Genomic DNA, 16,632 nt, shown 5'->3' with positions numbered 1-16,632 from the left:
GCCCGGCTCCCCCACACAGCGCCGAAGACTGCCCCCGCGCGCCAGCCTCAGGGCTGCGCGCGTGGCGGCGCAGGAACCGGCTGCAGCTGCTGCAGCAACCCGTTGATCACCTCGGACCTGCGCCGCAGATGGTGGCCGAGCACGATCGCCACCGCGCCCAGCGCCAGCAGCGCCGGAACCGCGAGCAGCGCGAGCACCCAGCCGACGTCGAACAGAAGCCAGCCCAGCAGACGCTGCTGATGCAATCGCTGCGACCGTTCAGAGCGGGGCAGCCCTGCTGCCTTCTCGAAGCGGGACTGCATTGCCGGCGATACCGGAACACCGATGTCTTCGCCATTGGCCAACGCACGGGCAGTGGCGACCACGGCCGACGAGGCGACGCCGTAGGGAAGCTCCTGCTGTGCACGCAGATAGGCCTGCCACTGGGGGCTGAAGCCGCTGAAGTCTGGACTGGCGATCAGCGCGTCCAGCTGGCGATAGTCGAGGCGATCGCCCTGGCCGATGGCGGGTGCGGTGATGCCCATGCTTCCCCAGGCACCGCACAGCAGCATCGAACCCAGCGCGAATGACCAGGCGAAGCGGCGAAGGCGATGGCGGCTGAGCAGGTCGCGCACGCCGAAGAACATCCACACCAGCAGCAAGGGGGTCATGACCAGCAGGATGAGCAACTGCCTGCCCGTGTCCTTCGACCCATAGCCGGCCGGCACCTGTGCCCACGACGGGGGGCCCAGCTCGGTGCCGGTAAATGCCAGCGCCATGCAGGACAGCGCCGTTGCCGCCAGCGGAAGGCAGGCCAGGCCGAAGACCCGCAGCAGCGAGGCCCGCCGGTAGAACGCGCGCAGGCCCGGAACAGCCTCCACCCGCGCCTGCAGATCCGGCGGGATCTGCAGCGGATCGCGTACCGGCGCGCTCATGCCGGCACCGCCGATGTGCGCAGCAACTGCTGCAGGGCCTGTTTCAGCTGGTCCTGTGCCTGGGCCGCGCTGGCGATCATCTGCGGGCTGGCGTTGTCGCTGTTGTGCAGCGCCTGGATGGTCTGGCGCCAGATCGGCAACAGGATTTGCACCGTCTCGCTGTAACGGTCCAGCAGGTCGATGGCATGGCTGCGTGCCAGCTGCACCTGCATCCGGCTCATCGAATGGCTGGCCAGCAGCGCGGTCAGGTTGGCTACGCGGCGTTGCAGCCGCTCGACCGGACGGTCGAGCACCGGCGCGCCATCGTCGCTGTCGACGGCCGCTGGCAGCTCCTGCAGGAACTGCACGCCTGCATCGATGTACACCTGCAGTCGCACCCCCTGCACGTCATGCTCGAGCAGCTGCGCATCCAGTCGATCGACGCTGGCCCGCACGGCGATGGCTTCGCGCTCGATCCTGGCCAGGACGTCGCCGTTGCTGCCCATGGCAATGCGACGGCGCAGGCGTTCTTCGATATCGGCACCGGTGAACCGCTCCCACCATCCCGCGCGCTGCAGCAGCGCATTGGGATCGTGTTCGGACAGCCGGCTGACCAGTTCGGCAAGCGCCTGGGCCAGTGCGTTGGCGCTGCCATCCTGCCAGGCCGGCTCGGCGCTGGCGCTGGCCAGGTCGGCCGGGCCATAGCGGCCGATGTCGGTACGCCCGGCAAACAACGTTGGCAGCACATCACGCTTGAGCTGTTCGACGGTGACCGTGCTGGCGGGGACGGGGGCCTGGCCCTGCGCGGGCAGCGCTGGAGGCTGGGAGTTCGACATCAATGCTTCCATTCCATGGTCGACGCAGCACGCGGTGCTGCACGCTGACTTATCGGCTGCCGGCGAGTGTAATGGAGCTGGCGGATCAATACGGCACTACCGGCGTTGGCCGTCGCGGCGCTATGGTCGTGTCCTTCCCATTGCCGGTGGATGCCCATGCCGTCGTTGCGTCGTCTGTCCCTGCTGCTCGCCCTGGCGCTGAGTGCGCCGCTGTCCGCCCATGCCATCGACTTCAGCGCGCAGGAGCTGGCCCGTGCCAAGGCACTGCAGCAGCGCCTGCTGACCCTGGACAGTCATCTGGATACGCCGGCCAATTTCGGCCGCGACGGCTTCGACATCGAGCAGCGGCACGACCGCAACGCACTCTCGCAGGTGGACTACCCGCGCATGGTCGAAGGTGCGCTTGATGGCGGCTTCTGGGCGATCTATACCGACCAGGGCGACCGCACGGCCGCCGCGCATCTGGCCGAGCGCGACCACGGCCTGCAGCGGTTGCTGGAGATCCGGCAGATGCTGGCCGCCAATCCCGAGCGCTTCGCATTGGCGCTGACCGCCGATGACGCGGCGCGGATCAAGGCCGCCGGCAAGCGCGTGGTCTACATCAGCATGGAGAACGCCAGTCCGCTGGTGGCCGATCCCAGCCTGCTGTCGTTCTATCACCGTGCGGGYCTGCGCCTGCTCAGCACCGTGCACTTCGCCAACAACGAGTTCGCCGATTCGGTCACCGATCCCAAGGGGGCTGAATGGAAGGGCCTGAGCCCGGCTGGCAAGGACCTGGTGCGCGAGGCGGTGAAGCTGGGCATCGTCATCGACCAGTCGCACGCCTCCGATGCCGTGTTCGACGATCTGCTGGCGATGATGCCGGTGCCGTTCGTGCTGTCGCACAGCTCGGCCAAGGCGGTCTACGACCACCCACGCAATCTTGATGACGCGCGCCTGCGCAAGCTGGCCAAGGCTGGCGGGGTGATCCAGGTGAACGCGTACGGCGGCTACCTGATCGACACCGCCAAGTCGCCCGAGCGCAAGCAGGCCGAAGAAGCCCTGAGCAAGCAGCTGGGTGGCTGGGAAGGCATGACCATCGAACAGGGCGTGGCGCTGCAGAAGGCCGAGCAGGCACTGGACCACGAACACCCGGTGCGCCACGCCAGCCTGGACGACTTCTTCGCCCATTTCGAGCACATCCTGAAGGTGGTCGGCCCCGAGCACGTCGGCATCGGTCTGGACTGGGATGGCGGTGGTGGCCTGAGCGACCTGCCCGATGTCAGCCAGCTGCCGAAGATCACCGCGTGGCTGCTGCGCAAGGGGTACAGCGAACAACAGATCGCCGCCATCTGGGGCGGCAACCTGTTGCGGGTGATGCGCCAGGCGCAGGACTACGCGGCAAAGCAGGGCGGTTAGCCGCCCTGCGGTAGTGCCGGCACGACCCAAAGACCGCCGGGCATGGCCCGGCGCTGCCTTTACCGGCCGATCAGCGCGTTGCGACGGCTGTAGGCGAAGTACAGCACCAGGCCGACCACGTTCCACGCCAGGAAGTACAGCTGGGTGGTGTGCGGCAGGCTGATGAACAGGTAGATGCAGCCCAGTGCCGCCAGCGGGCCGACAATGAAGGCCAAAGGCGTGCGGAAGGTGCGCTCGCGGTTCGGCTCACGCACGCGCAGCACCACCAGGCAGATGCCAACGGCGGTGAACGCGGCCAGGGTACCGGCATTGGCCAGTGCGGCGATCTCGTCCAGGCGTGCAACGCCGGCCAGTGCCGACACCACCAGGGCGGTGAACAGCGTGGTCGCCACCGGCGTGCCGGTACGTGCGTTGACCTTGGACAGGCCACGCGGCAGCAGTCCATCGCGGCTCATGACGAAGAAGATGCGGCTCTGGCCGTACAGGAAGGCCAGCAGCACGGTCGGCAGGGCGATGATCGCGATCACGCCGATCAGCATCGCGGCGGTGGGCTGGCCCAGCTGGCGCATGATCAATGCCAGCGGCTCGGCACTCTGGCYGAACACGGTGTAGCTCATCGCACCAATCGCAGCCAGCGCCACCAGCACGTACACGATGGTGCAGCCGACCATCGAGCCGATGATGCCGATGGACAGGTCGCGCCCGGGGTTCTTGGTTTCTTCGGCGGCGGTGGAGATCGCGTCGAAGCCGTAGAACGCGAAGAAGATGATCGCCGCCGCCGCCATCACGCCGCGCTCGACGCCATCCGGGCCCAGCGTCTTGGCGAATCCGTAAGGCATGAACGGCTGCAGGTTGTTGGCGTCGAACGCCGGCAGGGCCACCGCCACGAAGATCGCCAGCGCGATCAGCTTGAACACGACCAGGATCGCGTTGAGGGTGGCGCTTTCCTTGGTACCGGCCATCAGCATCAGGGCCACCAGCCAGGTGATGACGATGGCGGGCAGGTTGATCATGCCGCCATCGACGTGCGGGCCTGCCGCGAGCATCGCCGGCAGGCGCAGGTCCCAGCCGAACTGGGTATGCACCCATTCCAGGAAGCCGACGAAGTAACCGGACCAGCCGACCGCCACGGTACTCACCACCAGCGAGTACTCCAGGATCAGGCTCCAGCCCACCACCCAGGCAAACACTTCGCCCAGGGCACTGTAGCTGTAGGTATAGGCACTGCCGGCGGCAGGCATCATCGTGGACAGCTCTGCATAGGCCAATGCCGCGCAGGCACACACCGCGCCGGCGATGGCGAAGGAGATCAGCAAGGCCGGGCCAGCGCGGTCGGCACCCACGCCGATCAGGGTGTAGATGCCGGTGCCGACGATGGCGCCGATGCCCAGCGCGATCAGGTGCGGCCAGCTGAGGGTCGGGACCAGACGCCGGCCGGCTTCATGGACGGTGACGGAATCTAGGGACTTGCGCCGGAGCAGGGACATGCAGGCCTCGGAAGGGGTGACTGAGAACGACAAGTCCCCGAGTGTGACCGAACGCAGCGCAGCATTGCCACTGACGGGGGTCATGGCCGACACAGCGCGCGCTGGACGCTGGGCACTCTGCCGGAAACGGCACAAACGGCCTCAGCGCAGGCGCCTACCAGTGACAGCCGTCGTCCTGGAAGGCGTTGACGTCTTCGTCGAAGTCCGCGCGGCGACCGTCCCGGGCACGCACGTAGCTGAAGCTGTAGATCCGTGTGCCCTGCGTGCTCAGTGTGTAGTGACCGTTGATGCGACCGTCCACGCGCTCTTCCCAGACGGTGTCGAACTGGTAGGGGCGGTCTTCGTCCAGCACCGTGGTCTGTTCGGAGACCCGCCGCAGCGGCAGGCGCTCGCTGTGCCCGGCGTAGCGCACATCGGCGCGGCCATCGTCCAGCCAGCGCCATTCCAGGTGGATCGTGTTGTCGCGGCCATCGCTGAGGCAGCGGTGGTCCGGTGCGGCCGTGGCCGGTCCACTGGCAAGCAGCAGCACCAGGGCTGCTGCGACCGCGAGCGTTGGTGTTGCGGCCATGGCGCTTTTGTCCCACGAGGGGCGCCAGCATAGCGCGCCCCCATTGTTACCTGCCCAGCGCGCGTGGCTGCAGACGCGTACCGCCGCTCATCAGCATGCGTGGCAGCGGCATCTGCAGGAAGTCGTGCGGGAAGGCAGGCGCGACCGCGCTGATCGCATCCAGCCGTGCCAGCGCCTCAGCCGGCAGCGCCAGATCCAGCGCCGCCAGGTTGTGTTCGAACTGGTCCAGGGTGCGTGCACCGACGATCGGCATGGCCCCGGCCGCGGGTCGTTGCAGCAGCCAGGCCAGAGCGACCTGCGCAGCCGAGTGCGACAGTTCCGCCGCGACGGCAGCGACTTCCCCGGCGATGTTCAACGAACGTGGCGTCAACGCGCCATTGATGAGGGCCACGTTGCGCCGGGAACCGCCCGGCGTAGCCTCCGGCGGCTCGGCCGCGGTGAGATCAGCCGCGCTGTACTTGCCGGTCAGCACCCCGCTGCCCAGCGGCGACCACGCCACCACGCCCAACCCGAGCGCCTCGGCCATCGGCAGCAGCTCCTGTTCGACGCTGCGCTGGATCAGGCTGTATTCGATCTGCAGGGCCACCAGCGGCGCCCAACCGCGCAGGTCGGCCAGGGTCTGCATGCGGGCGATCTGCCAGGCCGGCGTGTCCGAGATGCCGGCATACAGCACCTTGCCGCTGCGCACGAGATCGTCGAAACCGCGCATCACCTCGTCCACCCCGGTGGTGTCGTCCCAGGCGTGCAGGTACAGCAGATCCAGGTAGTCGGTGCCGAGCCGGCGCAGGCTGTCCTCCACCGAGCGCATCATGCTCTTGCGGTGGTTGCCGGCGTTGTTCGGATCGCCGGGCACGGTCGCCAGGGTGTACTTGCTGGCGATCACCAGCCGTTCGCGGCGGCCCTGGGCGAATCGCCCGAGCAGCGTCTCGGCGCTGCCATTGGTGTAGTTGTTTGCGGTATCAACGAAGTTGCCACCGCGTTCGACGTAGGCATCGAAGATGCGGCGGGCCTCGGCTTCGTCCGCGCCCCACCCCCAGTCGGCACCGAAGGTCATCGTGCCCAGCGCCATCGGGCTGACACGCAGGCCGGAGCGACCGAGCAGGCGGTAGTGATCAAGTGACATGTGGCATTCCATCGGAGGAGGCGGTGTGCCGCCGGGAGGGAAAGCATCCGTCCGATGATCCTGTGGATAAACTGGACACAGCCGAACTGACAATGAAGGAACGCTTCACAATGGATCCCTCCGCACCGCTGTCGGCGGTGGTCGCGTTTGTCCACGTGGCCGACCACGCCAGCTTTACCCGCGCCGCAGATGCGCTTGGTGTCTCGACCTCGGCACTGTCACAGAGCGTGCGCGCGCTGGAAGCGCGGATGGGCGTGCGCCTGTTGCAACGGACCACGCGCCGGGTGGGGCTGACCGAGCACGGTGCACGCTTCCTGCAGCGCGTACGTGGCGGGCTGGCACAGATCGAATCGGCCTTCGAGGACCTGGACAGCGCGCGGACCGTGCCGGCCGGTCGGCTGCGCATCACCCTGCCACGCATCGTTGCCGAGCGCCGGGTCCTGCCGGCGCTGCCGTCCTTCCTGGCCCGGTATCCGCAGGTGGAGGTGGAATTGTGCGTGGAACCGGCGTTGACCGATCTGGTCGCCGAGGGTTTCGACGCAGGCATCCGCCTGGGGGAATCGTTGGCGCAGGGCATGATCGCGGTGCCGATCGGGCCGCCCGAGCGCCAGGTGGTGGTGGCCACGCCGGGCTACTTCGCGCGCCACGGTGTGCCGCAGAGCCCGCAGGAGCTGCAGGGCCACGACTGTATCGTCCATCGCCGCGCCAATGGCCGGCTGATGCCCTGGGAATTCAGCCGTGAGGGGCGTGACCTGGACGTAGCCGTCGAGGGCCGGCTGGTGTTCAACGATGCCGAACTGGCCTATGCGGCGGTGCTGGCTGGGCTGGGCATGGCGCAGGGGTTCGCCTCACTGGTCGCCGACGACCTGGCTGCCGGCCGCCTGCGCAGCGTGCTGGAGGACTGGCAGCCGCCGTTCCCCGGCTTTCATCTGTACTACCCGGCGCGCGAGCATATGGCGCCCAAGCTGCGGGTGTTCATCGACCACCTGCGCGCGGCCTGCCAGGCCGACGGGATCTCAGCCGTTCAGGCCCAGGCGGATGCCGAAGCCGACCAGGAACAGGCCGGCAACACGCCGTAGCGCATCGCTGACCCGCGGGTGCTGGATCAACCGGCGGCGGGCCAGGTTGCCGACCCAGATCAGCAGCGAGCAGTAGGCGATGCTGACCACGAAGATGATCCCGGCCAGCGCGGCGAACGTAGCGATGCCCTGGTGGGCCTTCGGGTCGATGAACAACGGCAGGAAGGCCATGTAGAACAGGATCGCTTTCGGATTGAGCAGGCTGACCAGGATCGCCTGGTGGAAGTAGCGTCCGGGCTGCATGCGCACCGGGCCAACGTCGGCACCGTCACCCTTGGGCGTGCGCAGCAGGCTGATGCCTACCCACACCAGATACGCCGCGCCGAGATACTGCACGGCATGGAACACCGTCGGATTGGCCTTCAGCAGCGCGGCCACGCCGGCCAGTGCCAGCCACATCAGGATCTGGTCGCCGACCAGCAGGCCGGCCAGCGCCGTGTAGCCGCCGCGCACACCGCCGCGACCGGTAGCGGTCAGCAGGGTGAAGGTGCCCGGCCCGGGCAGCGCCAGAAACACCAGCACAGCGAGCAGGAAGGTCCACAGATCCTGGATGCCCATCCACGGCATGGCGCGACTCTCTTACAACGGGGGAGCGCCATTGTCGGCCAGTGCTGGCGCAGGCGACAGGGGCGTGTCGCCATTGCCGGGCATGGCGGACAGCAGCGGTTGCAGATGCTGGCGCAGCTGCGCGTGCAGTTGCCGCACCGCCGGTGAGAACTGCTTGCGATGGGGGCAGACCAGCTGCAGGGGAATGTGGCTGCCGATGCCATCCAGCAGCACCTGCAGGCGCCCTTCCAGCACGTCGTCGCGGACGTCCAGCCAGGACTTGTAGGTGATGCCTTCGCCGGCGACCGCCCAGCGCCGCACCACGTCGGCGTCGTCGCAGACCAGCGGCCCGCGCACCGGGATCACCACGCGGCGCCCCTCGATCTCGAACGACCAGCGATCGTAGGCGCGGCCGCCGAGCTGGTAGACAAGGCAATCATGCTCGCGCAGATCTTCCAGGCGGCTGGGCGTGCCACGCCGCCGCAGGTACCCGGGCGACGCAGCCAGCACCCGCCGGTTCTGTTCCAGCAAGGGCAGGGCGACGTAGCTGGCGTCGTCGAAGTGGCCGATGCGGATGGCCACGTCGACCGGGTCGCGGAACACGTCGGCCACTTCGTCGGACAGGCGCAGGTGCAGGCGCAGCCGTGGATGCGCCGCGCGGAACGCGGTCAGCCACGGCAGCAGCAGGTTGCGGCCGAAGTCCGACGGCGCCGACAACTGCAGGGTGCCGTGCAGTTCGGCGTCCTCGCCCTGCACCCGCGCCTGGCCTTCGCGCAGGGTGCTCAGAACCTCCTGTGCGTAGGGCAGGTACAGCGCGCCTTCGGCGGTCAGCCGCAGGCTGCGGGTGGTGCGTACGAACAGACGCAGGTCCAGTTCGCGTTCCAGTCGCGCCACCGCTGCGGCAACCTGGCCCGGCAGCAGGTCGGCCTCGCGCGCGGCCTGGGAGAAGCTGCCCAGCGCGGCGGTACGGACAAACAGCTGCAGATCGTCGAAGCGGACCATTTTCATTGCTGCAGTGAAAGTGTTGACCGATTCTGCGCCTTTCCGCCCCCCTGCGCACGGCGCACGCTGTGGTCTCTCCTCCCTGGATATCCCCCATGCGTGCCATTGCCTACACCCAAGCCGGCCTGCCGATCGACGACCCGCAGGCCCTGATCGATCTCGACCTGCCCCTGCCCCAGCCGGGCCCGCGCGACCTGCGGGTGGCGGTGCGCGCGGTGGCGGTGAATCCGGTCGACACCAAGGTGCGGCGCGGCGCCGCCACCGACGGCCCGCGCGTGCTGGGGTGGGATGCGGTCGGTGTGGTCGATGCGGTCGGCAGCGAGGTGACCCTGTTCCAGCCCGGCGATGCGGTGTACTACGCCGGTGTGATCGATCGCCCGGGCAGCAATGCCGAGTACCAGCTGGTGGACGAGCGCAGCGTTGGCCGCAAGCCGGCCAGCCTGGACGATGCCGCCGCTGCGGCGCTGCCGTTGACCGCGATCACCGCATGGGAACTGCTGTTCGACCGCCTGCGTATTGCCGAAGGCGGCGGCGAGGGCCAGACCCTGCTGGTGATCGGTGCAGCGGGTGGCGTGGGTTCGATCCTGGTGCAGTTGGCGCGCCGGCTGACGAAGCTGACGGTGATCGGCACCGCCTCGCGCCCGGAGACCCAGGACTGGGTGCAGGCGATGGGCGCGCACCATGTGATCGACCACACCCGGCCGCTGGCCGAGGGCCTGGCCCGGCTGGGCATCACCCAGGTGGACCATGTGGCCAGCCTGACCCACACCGACCAGCACTATGCGCAGCTCGTCGAGCTGCTGGCACCGCAGGGGCAGCTGGGGCTGATCGATGATCCGGGCCAGATCGATGTGATGGCGCTCAAGCGCAAGGCGCTGTCGCTGCACTGGGAATCCATGTTCACCCGGCCGCTGTACAGGACCGCGGACATGCAGCGCCAGCACGAACTGCTGAACCGGGTGGCCGATCTGGTCGATGCTGGCGTGCTGCAGACCACGCTTGGCGAGCACTTCGGGCGCATTGACGCGGCCAACCTGCGGCGCGCGCATGCGCTGCTGGAGAGCCACCGGGCCAAGGGCAAGATCGTGCTGGAAGGCTGGTAACGCCGGGCTGCGCCCGGCACCCGCAGAGGCGACAGCAACAGCCAAAGCCAAAGCCAAAGCCAAAGCGGGGCTCCTGCGGGTTGGCGGGACGGTGTGGGCAGGCAGGACACGCCGTAAACCCGTCCATGGGGGCTCGATGGCGCCATCCATGGCGCCAACGGTCCTGCCAACCCACACCGCCCCGCCTTCGACGGTTTCCCGCCGCTGTTGGTAGGTGTCGACCTTGGTCGACACAGTAGCTCCACGCCATGCGTGGATGAAGCCAAGCAAACGGGCTACGCCACGCCGTTGTCTACATGCTCGTTGAAGCCCGGCCGGGGGCGCAGGCGTTCGAACCAGGCGTCTACGTGGCGCAGCACAGGTTTGTTGCCGGGGGTGCTGCGCCAGCGCTGTGTCGACAGGCCGAGGACGATGTCGGCCAGGCTGAAGTCGGTGCCCGCCACGTAGGCATTGCTGGCGGCAAGCTGGTGGTCGAGCACGGTCATCAGGCGGTTCCATTGTTCCAGGCTTGCCTCGGCGCGTGCGTCGTCCGCGAAGTCGGGGTGCTGGCGCACGCGGGCCATGAACACGTGGCGCCAAGCGCTGTTGAGGTCGCTGGCCTGCCAGTCCATCCACTGCTCGACCTGGGCACGGGCTTGTGCAGCGGCCGGCAGTAGATCGTCTCGTCCCTGCCGGGCGGCCAGGTAGCGGCAGATGCTGTTGGACTCCCACAGCACGAAGTCGCCATCGCGCAGCACCGGTACCTGCAAGTTCGGATTCAGCGCAGCCAAGCGCTCCGGCGCAGGTGCCGGATCATGGGAGAACGACAGATCGAGTTCGGCGCACAGCCACAGCACTTTGCGCACGTTGATCGAGGTGGGCTTTCCGTAGAGAACAAGCATGGGCGGGTCCGTCGTGGTCCAACCAAGGCTAGCGCAGCGGGGCTACACTGGCCGCATGAACATCGAAGTCCTCATGATTGTCGCCGTGGCGCTGCTGCTGGCGACGCTGCTGGTGCTGGTGCTGTTGTGGCGTCGCGCATCCACCAGCGCACCCGCTGCCGAAGTACAGCAACAGCTGGTTACCGAACGCGAACAGCATCGCCTCGCACTGGTTGACGCCGGCCAACTGAGAGGGCGGCTGGAAACCTTGCTGGCGGAGCTGGAAAGCGAGCGCGGCCGAAGCCAGCAGCACGCCCAGCTTGTCACTACCCTGACCGCACGCGTGGAGCGGGAGGCCGCGTTGGCGTCCAGTCGTGAAGCGATGTTGGCCGAGCGCGAAGCTGCCTTGGCGCAGGTACGGGCCGATCTGGCCCAGTCCAGCACGGAGCTGCAGCAGGCGCAGCAGCGTTACCAGCAACTTCATGGCGAACACGCGCGCGCCCTGGCCAACCTGCAGCATTCCGAACGCGCCAGCGCCGAGCTGCGCAGCTATCTGGATACCGCCAAGGAAAAACTGTCCGGTGCCTTCGCGGAACTGGCGGGCAAGGTTTTCGACGAACGCGGGCAACAGTTCGAAAAGAACGTGCGCCAGGCCACGGTGCAGTCACGCGCGGACATCGAAGGGCTGCTCAAACCCTTTGCCGACAGGCTGGGGGATTTCCGCAACCGGGTCGACACGCTGTACGGGGAAGAGGCGCGGCAGCGTGCCAGCCTGCTTGGCGCGGTGGGCGAACTGAAGACCCTCAACCAGGACATGGCCGCACAGGCCTCGGCGCTGACCAATGCACTGAAAGGCAGTGCCAAGGTACGCGGCGACTGGGGTGAGCTGATGCTCGACAACGTGCTGCGTGGCTCAGGCCTGGAGGAAGGCGTCCACTACCAGCGGCAGAAGCACGCGGTGGATGATGAGGGCGCGCGCCTGCGGCCGGACGTGGTGGTGCAGTTCCCCGATGAGCGCAGCGTGGTGATCGACAGCAAGGTCAACCTGATCGCTTGGCAGGAAGCGATGAATGCCGCCACGCCGGAACAGTCCGAAGATGCACTGCGCCGCCATGCGGTGGCGCTGCGCCAGCACGTCAAGGATCTGGGCGAAAAGAACTATCCGAAGGCTCTTGGCAGCGAGACCCTGGATATCACCATCGCTTTCGTYCCCATCGAAGGCGCACTGTCGGCGGCACTGGGCGCGGATGGGGCATTGCAGGCTTATGCCTTCGACAACCGCGTGGTGTTTGCCTCGCCCAACACGCTGATGGCCCTGTTGAGGGTGGCCGAGCGTCTGTGGACACGTGACAAGGTGCAGAAGCAGGCATTGAAGATCAGTGAAGCCGGTGGACTGGTGCTGGATGCCCTGACCGGATTCCTGCAGGACTTCAATGCCATGGGCAGGAAGCTCGACGATGCAGGCAAGGCTTACGCCGACGCGCGCAACCGCCTGATCGATTCGCCGCAGTCAGCCATCAGCCGTGCCCGCCGACTTGCCGAACTGGGCAGCAAATCAAAGCGCGCGTTGCCCCCTGAGCTGACCCCCGATCCGTTGCAGCAGTTGACCTCTGCCGACGGAGAGGAAGACGGCAACGCCGGCTGACACGCCACCTGCATCGCCGGGTGCGTATGCTGGCGCCGTCCTCACTGACCAGGTACCGCCATGCGCCTCCGATTCCTTGCCAGCGCTGCCTTGGGCGCGCTGCTTGCCGCCTGCAGCAGTGCTCCACCCGCCAGTGACGATGCAGGCGCGGCAGCCACGGTGGCCGACAGCCCTGAAGCCGCTGCAGCCTATGAAGAAGCACGCGATGTGGACTGCCGCGCGGCGGGCGGTACCCTGCAGCCCTTGGGCCGCCTGCAACGGGTGCAGTGCGTGATTCCCTATGCTGACGCGGGCAAGTCCTGCAGCAGCAAGAGCGACTGCAGCGGCCAGTGCCTGGCGTCCGCCGAGGTGACCGCAGGCGCGGTGGCAACCGGCACCTGCCAGCGTGATGTCAGCCAGAACTTCGGTTGCCGGCAACGCATCGACGGTGGCAAGGCACAAGGCACCCTCTGCGTCGACTGACGGTAGTGCCGGCCGCTGGCCGGCACGAYCGTTCCCGAAGAKTCATGAGGCTGCCGGCCAGCGGCCGGCACTACCGGTCACGTGCGGCGGTATGCTGGTGGGCCTTTCCCCACTGTAGCCGGAGCCCCGCGTGAGCACCTCGATCCAGGATATTTCCCTCACCACCATCGACGGCCAGCCGTCCTCTCTTGCCGACTACCAGGGCAAGGTGCTGCTGCTGGTCAACGTGGCGTCCAAGTGCGGCCTGACCCCGCAGTACGAAGGCCTGCAGGCGCTGTATGCGGAAAAGCACGCGCAGGGGCTGGAAGTACTGGGCTTCCCGGCCAACAACTTCCTCGGCCAGGAGCCGGGCAGCGAGGCGGAGATCCAGCAGTTCTGCCAGCTGACCTACGATGTGAGCTTCCCGATGTTCGCCAAGATCAGCGTGGCCGGTGAAGATACCCACCCGCTGTACCAGCAGCTGACCGCCGCGCAGCCGCAGGCGATCGGTGAAGGCCCGCTGCGCGAGCGCCTGGCCAGCAAGGAGATTCCGATCCACCCGGCACCGGCGGTGCTGTGGAACTTCGAGAAGTTCCTGGTTGGCCGCGATGGCGAGGTCATCGCCCGCTTTGCCCCGGACGTTGCCGCCGATGACGCGCGCCTGCGCGAAGCGGTCGAGGCGGCGCTGGCGGCCTGAAGACGACGTGCCAACCAAGGTTGGCACCTGCCGGAAGGTGGGTGGACGTCGGTAAAACAAAAAACCCCGCCGAGGCGGGGTTTTTTCATGCGTTGCCGGCAGCGGTCAATTGGTCCACTGCGGCATCGGCATCGCATCGACCGGGATCGGCGAGTTCGCATCGTCGCTGCCACGCTCGCGCTTGCCACGCAGGTCGTTCTCGATCTGGTAGTTGCGGCGCTGCATCCAGGCATCGCGGACCAGGGCGTATTCGTCCACCGCGGTATCGCGCAGGTCGTCGATCGCCAGCAGCTGCGCGCGGGTATCGACCAGCTGCAGGCCCTGCAGACCGATGCGGTACTTGTCGCTTTCGATGCGGCGGATCGGCGACAGCGGGATGTCACCGGCCAGGCCGAACACATCACGCACGGTACGCGGGCCGAAGAACGGCAGTTCCACGTAGCGCGAACGACGCCAGCCCCAGGCGCCCAGGGTCTGCCCGAAGTCCTCGTTGCGTCGCGGCACCATCGCCTTGCTGGCCGGGTCGAACAGGCCACCGATGCCCAGCGTGCTGTTCATCAGGAACCGGCCCAGGCTGTCCCAGGCGTCGCCGGGGCGGCCCTGCAGCAGCTGGTTGGTGATGGTCAGCGGCGCACGCAGGTTGCTGAAGAAGTTGCTCACGCCGGTACGGGCAAAGCGCGGCACCACGTGGGTATAGGCGGTTGCCAGCGGGCGAGCGATACCGCGGTCGACGGCGTTGTTGAACCCGTGCACCTTGCGGTTGAAGGGTTCCCACGGGTCGTACGYGGTAGTGCTGGTGGTGCTGCCATTGGCGCCGTACAGCGCGTCGAAGTCGTCATCGCCGCCCGGTGCGGCGGCGGTGGCATCACTGCCGGTTGCACCCTGCGAGGCGGTAGCCGGTGCCGGCGCGGCCGCAGCAGGTACGGGGGCGTCGGCTGCGACGCTCGCAGCAGGCGCATCCGCACCAGCAGCGTTGTCGACCGTGGTGGTATTCGTCGCCGGCACCACGGTGTCGGCGGTCGGCGCGTCGCTGCGCGCCGGCTTGCCGGCACAGGCGCTGAGCGCGGCGGCCAGGAGGATCAGAGGGAAAACGCGCACGACGTTCATGTCAGCTCGCAGCAGAAGTAGCGTTGAAGTCCAGGTCGGGCGACAGCCGGTAGGCCGCGCTCAGCTCGTTGTAGCCGGCGGGGGCGCCGGAGATTGTCAGCGGATGGCCGCCCTGGCGCGCGCGTGCGGCCAACTCGGCCAACAACGCCAGGCCGGCGCTGTCCACGCGCTCGACCTCCGCCAGTTCCAGCCGCGACAGCTGCGCAGGCAGGGCCTGCAGTTGCGGCCACAGCGCGATCACCGCTGCACGGTCGAGCACCCCGCGCAGGCGCAGGGTGTCACCTTCCAGCAGCGCCAGCGCCTTATTTGCCATTGCCGGCCGGCCCAGCCTGCATGCTGCCGCTGCGCAGTTCGGTGGCCACCTGCTTGATGCCCTTCTGTCGCAGCGGGGCATCGAACTGGTTGCGGAAGGTCTGCACGTAGGAGATGCCTTCGATGTTCACGTCGAAGATCTTCCACTGGCCGCCTTCGTTGCGCATCCAGTACTCCACCGGCGTCGGCTCGCTGCCGGCACGCACCAGCTCGGTGCTCACGCGCACGCCGCGGTTGCCCGGCAGCGGGCTTTCGCCCTTCAGGCGGAAGCTCGGCTTGCCCTGGATGTTGAGCAGGGTCGAGCCATAGCGCTGCATCAGGTTGTCGGCCATCGCATTGGCGAACAGCTTGATGTCAGCGTCCGCAGCGCCGCGGGCGTGCGTGCCCAGCACCAGGCGCGCGGCATAGTCGCGGTCGAAGGTGCGGTTGAGCTCGCTGTCGATATAGCTGCGCAGGCTGGCCGGGTTGCCGCTGAATTCGGCACGGCGCTGCTGCAGGGTGGTGAGGATGCGCGTGCTGGCGTCGATCACCACCTTGCCGGCCTGGCCCTGGGGGGCGGCGGCAGCGGGGGCGGCGGCCTGCGCCTGGGCCAGGAACGGGGTAGCCAGCAGCAGCGACGAGGCGAGCAGGGCCGGGATCAGTTTCATCTTCATGGTTGCGTTTCCGTTGCAGGCGCCTGCGCGCCATCGTTGGGCTTCGGAGCAGCGCCGCCACCGGCGCCGCCACTGAACATGTATTTGCCGACCAGCTGGATCAGGTCCACGGCCGGCTGGGTGAAGACGATCTCTTCGCCGGGCTTCAGCACGTCGGGATCGCCGCCGGGCTGCAGACCGATATAGCTCTCGCCGAGCAAACCACTGGTGAAGATGCCCGCCGAGGTATCGGCCGGCAGATCCTTGACCTTGCTGTCCATGCGCAGGGTCACGATCGATTCGAACTTCACCGGGTCCAGATCGATCGCTGCGACCTGGCCGACGGTGACACCACCGATCTTCACCGGCGCCTGCTTGCGCAGCTGGCCGACCTGGGAGAAGCGTGCCTTGAGTTCATAGCCTTCGCCACCCCAGCTCCAGCGCTGGTTGGTCGAGGCGACGGCCAGCACCATCAGCGAGGCCAGGGCCAGCAGCAGGAAGGCGCCGACGGAGAATTCGAGTCTGGGACCGCGGATGGCCATGTGGATTACCTGATCAGTCGTGGTGGCCGCGCGCCGATGCGCACCGCCGATGGAGGGGTTAGGTGAACAACATTGCCGACAGTACGAAGTTGAACATCAGCACCAGCAGCGAGGCGTTGACCACCRCACGGGTGGTGGCGACGGACGTGCCTTCGATGGTCGGTTCGGCGTGGAAGCCGACATAGGCGGCCACCAGGGCTGCGGTACCACCGAAGATCGCCGACTTCAGCATCGCCACGCCGAAGTCGTCCCAGAAGTCCACGCTGCCACGCAGCGCCGACCAGAACACGCCGTTGTCCAGGCCCAGCACGTGCACGGCTTCGAAGTAGCTGGCACTGATCGCCAGCGAACAGAAGATGCC

General features: G+C 67.6%; 19 protein-coding genes. 6 read left to right on the top strand and 13 right to left on the bottom strand.

Annotated features, from left to right (window positions below):
• Positions 1–47 precede the first annotated feature (47 nt).
• A complete protein-coding gene (locus AC1DJN_RS01920) occupies positions 48–914 on the bottom strand; it encodes a hypothetical protein (protein ID WP_282280080.1) in 867 nt (288 codons plus the stop codon).
• Positions 911–1,729: a protein klaA gene (locus tag AC1DJN_RS01915; RefSeq protein ID WP_032978497.1), complete on the bottom strand. Its 819-nt coding sequence runs from the start codon at positions 1,727–1,729 to the stop codon at positions 911–913. Before AC1DJN_RS01915 ends, AC1DJN_RS01920 begins: the two co-directional genes overlap by 4 nt.
• 156 nt (positions 1,730–1,885) lie before the next feature.
• On the opposite strand from AC1DJN_RS01915, the gene AC1DJN_RS01910 reads away from it, so the two are divergent.
• Positions 1,886–3,127, top strand: a complete 1,242-nt coding sequence (locus tag AC1DJN_RS01910; RefSeq protein ID WP_032978500.1) for a dipeptidase — start codon at positions 1,886–1,888, stop codon at positions 3,125–3,127.
• 59 nt (positions 3,128–3,186) lie between these two features.
• On the opposite strand, the gene AC1DJN_RS01905 is transcribed toward AC1DJN_RS01910, so the two are convergent.
• From AC1DJN_RS01905 to AC1DJN_RS01895, 3 genes are all read right to left on the bottom strand, one after another.
• Positions 3,187–4,614, bottom strand: coding sequence for an amino acid permease (locus AC1DJN_RS01905; protein ID WP_478038683.1), 1,428 nt, complete (start codon positions 4,612–4,614; stop codon positions 3,187–3,189).
• 154 nt (positions 4,615–4,768) lie between these two features.
• Positions 4,769–5,182 carry a hypothetical protein gene (locus AC1DJN_RS01900; RefSeq protein WP_032978506.1) on the bottom strand — a complete coding sequence of 138 codons (414 nt, stop codon included), beginning with the start codon at positions 5,180–5,182 and terminating at the stop codon, positions 4,769–4,771.
• 46 nt (positions 5,183–5,228) lie between these two features.
• The gene (locus AC1DJN_RS01895; RefSeq protein WP_081794605.1) at positions 5,229–6,305 is read right to left on the bottom strand and encodes an aldo/keto reductase; all 1,077 of its coding nucleotides are present in this window, start codon (positions 6,303–6,305) and stop codon (positions 5,229–5,231) included.
• Positions 6,306–6,415: 110 nt separating this feature from the next.
• Between AC1DJN_RS01895 and AC1DJN_RS01890 the strand changes: the two genes are divergently transcribed.
• Positions 6,416–7,384, top strand: coding sequence for a LysR family transcriptional regulator (locus AC1DJN_RS01890; RefSeq protein ID WP_051585166.1), 969 nt, complete (start codon positions 6,416–6,418; stop codon positions 7,382–7,384).
• Here the strand turns inward: AC1DJN_RS01890 and leuE are convergent.
• The gene (leuE, locus tag AC1DJN_RS01885; protein WP_025875614.1) at positions 7,322–7,951 is read right to left on the bottom strand and encodes a leucine efflux protein LeuE; all 630 of its coding nucleotides are present in this window, start codon (positions 7,949–7,951) and stop codon (positions 7,322–7,324) included. The two genes, AC1DJN_RS01890 and leuE, sit on opposite strands and share 63 nt — an antisense overlap.
• 12 nt (positions 7,952–7,963) lie before the next feature.
• Positions 7,964–8,938: a LysR family transcriptional regulator gene (locus tag AC1DJN_RS01880; RefSeq protein WP_081794606.1), complete on the bottom strand. Its 975-nt coding sequence runs from the start codon at positions 8,936–8,938 to the stop codon at positions 7,964–7,966.
• 89 nt (positions 8,939–9,027) lie between these two features.
• On the opposite strand from AC1DJN_RS01880, the gene AC1DJN_RS01875 reads away from it, so the two are divergent.
• Complete coding sequence (locus tag AC1DJN_RS01875; protein ID WP_080150189.1) at positions 9,028–10,035, top strand: zinc-binding alcohol dehydrogenase family protein; 1,008 nt, start codon at positions 9,028–9,030, stop codon at positions 10,033–10,035.
• Between the two features lie 275 nt (positions 10,036–10,310).
• Here the strand turns inward: AC1DJN_RS01875 and AC1DJN_RS01870 are convergent, their stop codons facing one another.
• Positions 10,311–10,916: a glutathione S-transferase family protein gene (locus tag AC1DJN_RS01870; protein ID WP_442251392.1), complete on the bottom strand. Its 606-nt coding sequence runs from the start codon at positions 10,914–10,916 to the stop codon at positions 10,311–10,313.
• A 55-nt stretch (positions 10,917–10,971) separates the two neighbouring features.
• Between AC1DJN_RS01870 and AC1DJN_RS01865 the strand changes: the two genes are divergently transcribed.
• From AC1DJN_RS01865 to AC1DJN_RS01855, 3 genes are all read left to right on the top strand, one after another.
• Positions 10,972–12,540 (top strand): DNA recombination protein RmuC, encoded by a 1,569-nt coding sequence (locus tag AC1DJN_RS01865; RefSeq protein WP_025875621.1) that lies wholly within the window; start codon positions 10,972–10,974, stop codon positions 12,538–12,540.
• A gap of 60 nt (positions 12,541–12,600) precedes the next feature.
• Entirely contained in the window at positions 12,601–13,002 is a 402-nt protein-coding gene (locus AC1DJN_RS01860; RefSeq protein ID WP_312401772.1) for a hypothetical protein, read from the top strand.
• Between the two features lie 130 nt (positions 13,003–13,132).
• Positions 13,133–13,678 carry a glutathione peroxidase gene (locus tag AC1DJN_RS01855; protein WP_442251391.1) on the top strand — a complete coding sequence of 182 codons (546 nt, stop codon included), beginning with the start codon at positions 13,133–13,135 and terminating at the stop codon, positions 13,676–13,678.
• A 105-nt stretch (positions 13,679–13,783) separates the two neighbouring features.
• Here the strand turns inward: AC1DJN_RS01855 and AC1DJN_RS01850 are convergent, their stop codons facing one another.
• The 5 genes from AC1DJN_RS01850 to AC1DJN_RS01830 form a co-directional block, all read right to left on the bottom strand.
• The gene (locus AC1DJN_RS01850) at positions 13,784–14,785 is read right to left on the bottom strand and encodes an MlaA family lipoprotein (protein WP_478038681.1); all 1,002 of its coding nucleotides are present in this window, start codon (positions 14,783–14,785) and stop codon (positions 13,784–13,786) included.
• Between the two features lies 1 nt (position 14,786).
• On the bottom strand, positions 14,787–15,098 hold the full coding sequence (locus AC1DJN_RS01845) for an STAS domain-containing protein (RefSeq protein ID WP_025875628.1): 312 nt from the start codon (positions 15,096–15,098) through the stop codon (positions 14,787–14,789).
• Positions 15,088–15,750: an MlaC/ttg2D family ABC transporter substrate-binding protein gene (locus AC1DJN_RS01840; protein WP_025875629.1), complete on the bottom strand. Its 663-nt coding sequence runs from the start codon at positions 15,748–15,750 to the stop codon at positions 15,088–15,090. Before AC1DJN_RS01840 ends, AC1DJN_RS01845 begins: the two co-directional genes overlap by 11 nt.
• On the bottom strand, positions 15,747–16,271 hold the full coding sequence (gene mlaD, locus AC1DJN_RS01835) for an outer membrane lipid asymmetry maintenance protein MlaD (RefSeq protein WP_442251390.1): 525 nt from the start codon (positions 16,269–16,271) through the stop codon (positions 15,747–15,749). The genes AC1DJN_RS01840 and mlaD overlap by 4 nt, the downstream gene beginning before the upstream one ends.
• A gap of 58 nt (positions 16,272–16,329) precedes the next feature.
• The coding region (locus AC1DJN_RS01830) for an ABC transporter permease (RefSeq protein WP_478038679.1) at positions 16,330–16,632 on the bottom strand (303 nt) is incomplete at its 5' end.

It is taken from the genome of Stenotrophomonas sp. 05L414_2 (genome assembly GCF_056397905.1).
Note: the sequence above shows the minus strand (reverse complement) of the source record. Positions and strands in the feature narration are given on the sequence as shown.

What these genes read in the sequence shown, in the direction of transcription:
- AC1DJN_RS01920 (WP_282280080.1), bottom strand. Translation starts at nt 914, where the DNA reads ATGAGCGCGCCGGTACGCGATCCGCTGCAGATCCCGCCGGATCTGCAG.
- AC1DJN_RS01915 (WP_032978497.1), bottom strand. Translation starts at nt 1,729, where the DNA reads ATGTCGAACTCCCAGCCTCCAGCGCTGCCCGCGCAGGGCCAGGCCCCC.
- AC1DJN_RS01900 (WP_032978506.1), bottom strand. Translation starts at nt 5,182, where the DNA reads ATGGCCGCAACACCAACGCTCGCGGTCGCAGCAGCCCTGGTGCTGCTG.
- AC1DJN_RS01895 (WP_081794605.1), bottom strand. Translation starts at nt 6,305, where the DNA reads ATGTCACTTGATCACTACCGCCTGCTCGGTCGCTCCGGCCTGCGTGTC.
- AC1DJN_RS01890 (WP_051585166.1), top strand. Translation starts at nt 6,416, where the DNA reads ATGGATCCCTCCGCACCGCTGTCGGCGGTGGTCGCGTTTGTCCACGTG.
- leuE (WP_025875614.1), bottom strand. Translation starts at nt 7,951, where the DNA reads ATGCCGTGGATGGGCATCCAGGATCTGTGGACCTTCCTGCTCGCTGTG.
- AC1DJN_RS01880 (WP_081794606.1), bottom strand. Translation starts at nt 8,938, where the DNA reads ATGAAAATGGTCCGCTTCGACGATCTGCAGCTGTTTGTCCGTACCGCC.
- AC1DJN_RS01875 (WP_080150189.1), top strand. Translation starts at nt 9,028, where the DNA reads ATGCGTGCCATTGCCTACACCCAAGCCGGCCTGCCGATCGACGACCCG.
- AC1DJN_RS01870 (WP_442251392.1), bottom strand. Translation starts at nt 10,916, where the DNA reads ATGCTTGTTCTCTACGGAAAGCCCACCTCGATCAACGTGCGCAAAGTG.
- AC1DJN_RS01860 (WP_312401772.1), top strand. Translation starts at nt 12,601, where the DNA reads ATGCGCCTCCGATTCCTTGCCAGCGCTGCCTTGGGCGCGCTGCTTGCC.
- AC1DJN_RS01845 (WP_025875628.1), bottom strand. Translation starts at nt 15,098, where the DNA reads ATGGCAAATAAGGCGCTGGCGCTGCTGGAAGGTGACACCCTGCGCCTG.
- AC1DJN_RS01840 (WP_025875629.1), bottom strand. Translation starts at nt 15,750, where the DNA reads ATGAAGATGAAACTGATCCCGGCCCTGCTCGCCTCGTCGCTGCTGCTG.
- mlaD (WP_442251390.1), bottom strand. Translation starts at nt 16,271, where the DNA reads ATGGCCATCCGCGGTCCCAGACTCGAATTCTCCGTCGGCGCCTTCCTG.